This window comes from Clavibacter lycopersici (assembly GCF_003576405.1).
GTDB classification, from domain to species: Bacteria; Actinomycetota; Actinomycetes; order Actinomycetales; family Microbacteriaceae; genus Clavibacter; species Clavibacter lycopersici.
In genome coordinates this window covers 1-3,534 of the sequence record NZ_QWGT01000265.1, presented here as the reverse complement: position 1 = coordinate 3,534, position 3,534 = coordinate 1, and the positions used below count along the sequence as shown (strand labels likewise).

3 protein-coding genes are annotated in these 3,534 nt (G+C 73.9%); all 3 read right to left on the bottom strand.

Going from position 1 to position 3,534, the window contains the following annotated elements; all coding sequences use genetic code 11:
• Positions 1–132 precede the first annotated feature (132 nt).
• The 3 genes from DZG00_RS13550 to DZG00_RS13540 are packed head-to-tail and all read right to left on the bottom strand — an operon-like array spanning position 133 to position 3,281.
• Entirely contained in the window at positions 133–1,530 is a 1,398-nt protein-coding gene (locus tag DZG00_RS13550; RefSeq protein ID WP_119382833.1) for a hypothetical protein, read from the bottom strand.
• A 7-nt stretch (positions 1,531–1,537) separates the two neighbouring features.
• The gene (locus tag DZG00_RS13545) at positions 1,538–2,401 is read right to left on the bottom strand and encodes a TIGR03943 family putative permease subunit (RefSeq protein WP_233549150.1); all 864 of its coding nucleotides are present in this window, start codon (positions 2,399–2,401) and stop codon (positions 1,538–1,540) included.
• The gene (locus DZG00_RS13540) at positions 2,388–3,281 is read right to left on the bottom strand and encodes a permease (RefSeq protein ID WP_119382835.1); all 894 of its coding nucleotides are present in this window, start codon (positions 3,279–3,281) and stop codon (positions 2,388–2,390) included. The genes DZG00_RS13545 and DZG00_RS13540 overlap by 14 nt, the downstream gene beginning before the upstream one ends.
• Between the last annotated feature and the right edge of the window lie 253 nt (positions 3,282–3,534).

Sequence of the window (3,534 nt, the reverse complement as noted above, 5' to 3'; positions counted from 1 at the left end):
GTCGCCGCCATCACGGGGCTGGCGCCGGCGGGCACGCTCCCCGACGACGTGACCGTCGTCGCCGTCCGGCGCACCGCCGCGGCCGACGCAGCGTGACGGGACGGCGCCGACCGGCGCGGTCCGCCAGGAGCCTCAGCCGATCGTGACCTCGAAGCCCGCGACGCTGCGGGTCACCGTGCCCGTGGCGAGCTCGACGAGGAGCGTGGTCACGGTCGTGTCGCGCGGGTTCCTGGGGTAGTCGTCGCTCGCACCGCGCGCGGGGTCGGGAACCGTCTCGAGCAGCGCGAAGCGGCCGTTCGGGGTGACGGAGAGGCCCGTGATGCGCGTCGCGGGATCCGCCGGGACGTAGACGTCGGTCGCCCGGCCGTCGCGCACGACCACGAGGCGCTGCGTCGCGGTGCCGGTCGCGGGATCCAGCGCCGTGCGCACGCGGAGCACCGCGCCGTCGTCGCCGGGCACGAACGAGATGGCGCCGTCGTACTGCAGGTCGGCGCCGCCGGTCTCAGTGGGGAGCTGCGTCTGCTGGGCCGTGCGCAGGTCGATCTCGGTGGTCGAGCCGGGGTCCGTGACCGCGAGGCGGGTGCCGTCCGCCGAGAACGGACCGAGCGTCCCGTGGCGGCCGAGCGGGACGATGGGGGAGGATCCGTCGACCGTCACGAGGGAGAGGTCGCCGTCCTGCCCGTGCGCGACCAGCTGCGGCCGGCCCGGCACGAATCCCCAGGCCTGCGCGCTGAGCGGCTGTCCGTCGAGGCCGAGCACGGGCGTCGGCGCGGCGCCGGCCCCGACGTCGTCGACCATGAGCGTGTCGGCGTACGGCCCGCCGTCCGCGCTCGTGAAGCGGAAGCCGACCGTGGTGCCGGTGTCCTCGGCGTGGAGGTCCTGGAACGTGCCGCGGCCGGGGAGCGGCAGGTCGACCTGGCCGGATCCGTCGAGGGCCGCGAGCACGAGGCCGTTCGTGCCGTCGTCCTGGAGGATCGCCACGACGAGGGAGTTCCCGACGACCGCGTACTCCTGGATCTTCGTGGCCTCGAACACGGCGTCGCTCGCGCCGCCGCCGGTGCCGGTGCCGGCCACGCTCTGCCGCACGATGCGGTCGTCCTGCTGCTCGCCGCCGCGGACGAGCACGTACATGCCGGGGTCGCCCGTGCGGAACGCCGTGCGGAGGTCCGACGCGGGCCCGCCGCCGATGCCCTGGACGCCGTCGATCGCGACCGTGTAGTCGGCGTCGTAGGCGAGCGGGCGCGTGAGGTCGATGATGATGCGGTCGGCCTGCGTGTCGACGGTGAAGTCGGCGCCGGGCTCCATCCGGATGCGCGAGGCGTCGACGGGCTGGATCGGCCGGTTGGCCGCGAGCACGATCCGCTGGCGGGACTGCTGCACGACGGCGAGCGGATCCACGTCCGTGCGCACGAGCCGCGGCCCCTGGCTGCCGGCGACCGCGAGCAGCCCGCCGCAGGCGAGGACGAGCACGAGGATCACGGCGGTGAACGCCCGGCGGAAGGCGCGCCGGGATGCGGGGGCGTCGGTCACGGGCGGCTCAGTAGACGTAGGGGTCGGCGGGCTGGTCGACGGGCGTCACCGTCTGCGGCATGACGGCGAGCGGCTGTCGGCTCTTGGCGCTCGGGTTCGACGCGAACGGTCCCGTGACCTCGACCCACTCGTCGGTCTGCAGCGTGGACTTCCAGCCCGGCTGGTACACGGGCACGCCGACGGGCTGCGCGTCGACGGCGCAGCACGTGACCACGAAGCGGGTGACGTAGAAGACGTCGTCCGGGTCGTCGGGGTCCGCGCTCACGAACCCCGTGATGTCGACCGACTTCGAGGTGAAGAAGGTCGGATCCGTGGTCTGCGCGAGCAGCTGCGACCAGTCCTTGACGCTCAGCGTGGAGAAGTCGCTCGTGCCGAGGAGCTCCTGGTCGGGCGCCGCGTCGGACGCGACCGAGCTCGAGTTGAGGGCGCGCTGCGTCACGGTGCTGTTCGTCAGCGTGCGCGGCGGGAGGACGAGGACGGCGACCACCGTGATGGTCACGACGGCGGCGACGGCCACGCGGGAGGCGCGGGCGCGGAGGGGGGCGCGGCCGGCGGCGGGCTCCGCGGCGAGGTCACCCAGCGCGGCGGATCCGTGGTCGTGGTCGTGCTCCTCCGCCGCCTCGGCGGGCCGGAGCGCGAAGCCGGCCACGGTCGCGACGAGGCCGACGACCGCCATGATCCCGGTGAACACGAAGTAGCGCGGGTGGATGTAGAGGCCGAGCTGGCCGGTGATCGTGAGCCACAGCGTCGAGACGATGCAGGCCGCGAGGAGCACGAGGCCCACGGTGGAGGAGGCGCGGCCGCCCGCGGCGCGACGGCGACGGGTGGACGCGGTCCGGTCGCGGGGCTCCCGGTCGTCAGGCGATGGCATTGACACCCCATCCCAGCGCGAGGCTGATCAGCGCGACGACCGAGGTGATCATCACGAGCGTGCGGGTCGAGTAGGTGGTGCGCATGAGCGCGAGCATCTTCACGTCGATGACCGGCCCGAACACGAGGAACGCGACGATGCCGCCGGGCAGGAACACGGATCCGAACGAGAGCACGAAGAACGCGTCCACGTTCGAGCAGACCGAGACGACGAACGCGAGCAGCATCAGCGCGAGCACCGACAGGATCGGGCTGCCGCCGAGCGTGACGAGCACCTCGCGCGGCACCGCGACCTGGATCAGGCCGGCCAGCAGGGATCCGATGACGAGGGCCGGCATGATCGTCGTCGCCTCGCGGCCGAACAGCGAGATCGACTTCCGGACGCGGGCGCCGCCGTGGGCGTGCGTGTCGGGGAGGGCGCACTCGGCGCGGAACTCGTCGGTGAGGAGCCGGTCGGGCTCGGGGTGGAGGCTGAACAGCCAGCCGACGACGTTCGCGATGAGGAAGCCGCCGACCAGACGGGCCACGAGGATCCAGCCGTCCCAGCCGAACGCCGCGTGCGTCGTGATGATGGTGATCGGGTTGAGGATCGGCGCCGCCAGCAGGAACGTGATCGACTCCGGCACCGTGAACCCGCGCACCACGAGGCCGCGTGCCAGCGGCACGTTGCCGCACTCGCAGACGGGCAGCGCCATGCCGAGGAACGAGATGCACGCGCGGCGGGCGAACGGGTTGCGCGGGAGGCGGCGCTCGATGACGCCCGGCGGCACCCACACCTGCACGACGATCGAGAGCACGATGCCGAGGATCACGAACGGCAGCGACTCGACGATGACGCTGACGCTGAGGGTGACCAGGTCCTGGAGCCGGTCGGGCAGCAGGCTGTCGCCGAGCGCGGGGGAGGCGGCGCGGAGGGCGAGCAGGAGGAGCACGAGGGCGAGGCCCGTCGCGAGGCCGGTGCGGAGGCCCGTGGGGGTGGCGCGGGCGGGGCGCGGGGCGTCGTGGTCGTGGTCGTGGTCGTGGGGGTGCGGGTGGTCGTGGTCGGCGCGGGTGGCGGTGGCTGTGGCGGTGAAGGCCGTGGTGGATCCGGCGCCGGGGTCGTCCGCGCGGGCGCGGCGGCGGTCGCGGGCGCGC